This is a genomic window from Mesorhizobium sp. M7A.F.Ca.ET.027.03.2.1 (assembly GCF_003999175.1).
In the GTDB taxonomy this organism is placed as follows: domain Bacteria; phylum Pseudomonadota; class Alphaproteobacteria; order Rhizobiales; family Rhizobiaceae; genus Mesorhizobium.
On sequence record NZ_RZOM01001493.1, the window covers coordinates 1 to 1,061 of the forward strand.

1 protein-coding gene is annotated in these 1,061 nt (G+C 64.6%); it reads right to left on the reverse strand.

Translation table 11 applies throughout. The annotated features are described in order from the left end of the window. Positions 1-869, reverse strand: an 869-nt coding sequence (locus tag EN750_RS35895) for an RNA methyltransferase (protein ID WP_145968263.1), incomplete at its 3' end; no start/stop codon positions are given. Between the last annotated feature and the right edge of the window lie 192 nt (positions 870-1,061).

Consider the following 1,061-nt stretch of genomic DNA (forward strand, 5'->3'; position numbering starts at 1 on the left):
CCTGGCGACGATCCGCGGCGCTTGCCCGCCTCCGCCTTGCGGGCACGCGCGGCGGCCGCGGGCAAGCGCCGCGGATCGTCGCCAGGGGACCCGTCGCCGCGCGGCATCGCCGGCGAAAACCTGTCGAGCGACGAGATGATGCCGCGCAGCACCTTCAGCTCCGGTTCGGCAAAACCGGGGCGTGTCAGCACCGCGCGCAGATTGTCGATCATTTTCGGCTTCTTCGGCGCCGGCCGGAAATAGCCGCGCGCTTCCAGCGCGCCTTCGAGATAGGCGAACAGGCCGTGCAATTCTTCCTTGCTTGCCGGTTTCATGTCCGGGCCGGAAAAATTGGTCTTGGTCTCGTCCTCCAGGCCGGACTTCATCCATTCGTAGGACATCAGAAGTGCTGCCTGGGCGATGTTGAGCGAGGAGAAATCGGGATCGACCGGGAAAGTGACGATCTCGTCGGCAAGGCCGACCTCGTCATTGTAGAGGCCGAAGCGTTCGCGTCCGAACAGGATGCCGGTGCGCTGGCCCATCACGTGGCGCGCCCGCAGCAGCCTGCCCGCCTCAACCGGCCCGCGCACGGATTTGAAGCCGTCGCGCTGCCTGGCCGTGGTGGCGAAGACAAAGTTCAGGTCGGCGAGCGCCGAGGCCAGATCGTCGAAGACGGTGACAGCGTCGATGACATGATCGGCGCGGCTGGCCGCAGCGCGCGCCTTCTCGCTCGGCCAACCATCACGCGGGTTGACCAGGCGCAGCTCCGACAGGCCGAAATTGGCCATGGCGCGCGCGACCATGCCAATGTTCTCGCCAAGCTGAGGCTCGACGAGGATGATCGCCGGGCCGGCGACTGCAATGCTATCGGGATCTTTGATGACGGGCATGATTGTCAATGAACTGCTGTTTGCGGCATTTCAGCGTCCCTGCCACATTCGGCCGGGAAAATGAAGCATTCGCAAATGACGACGGCTCTGGCCTCCAATTCGTGACCGATCGCCGTTTGCGTGGCCAAAAGCGCTTTGATATACGGGCGACATCTCCCGGCCCAACGCCGCGCGGGCAAGGCCGTCCCATAT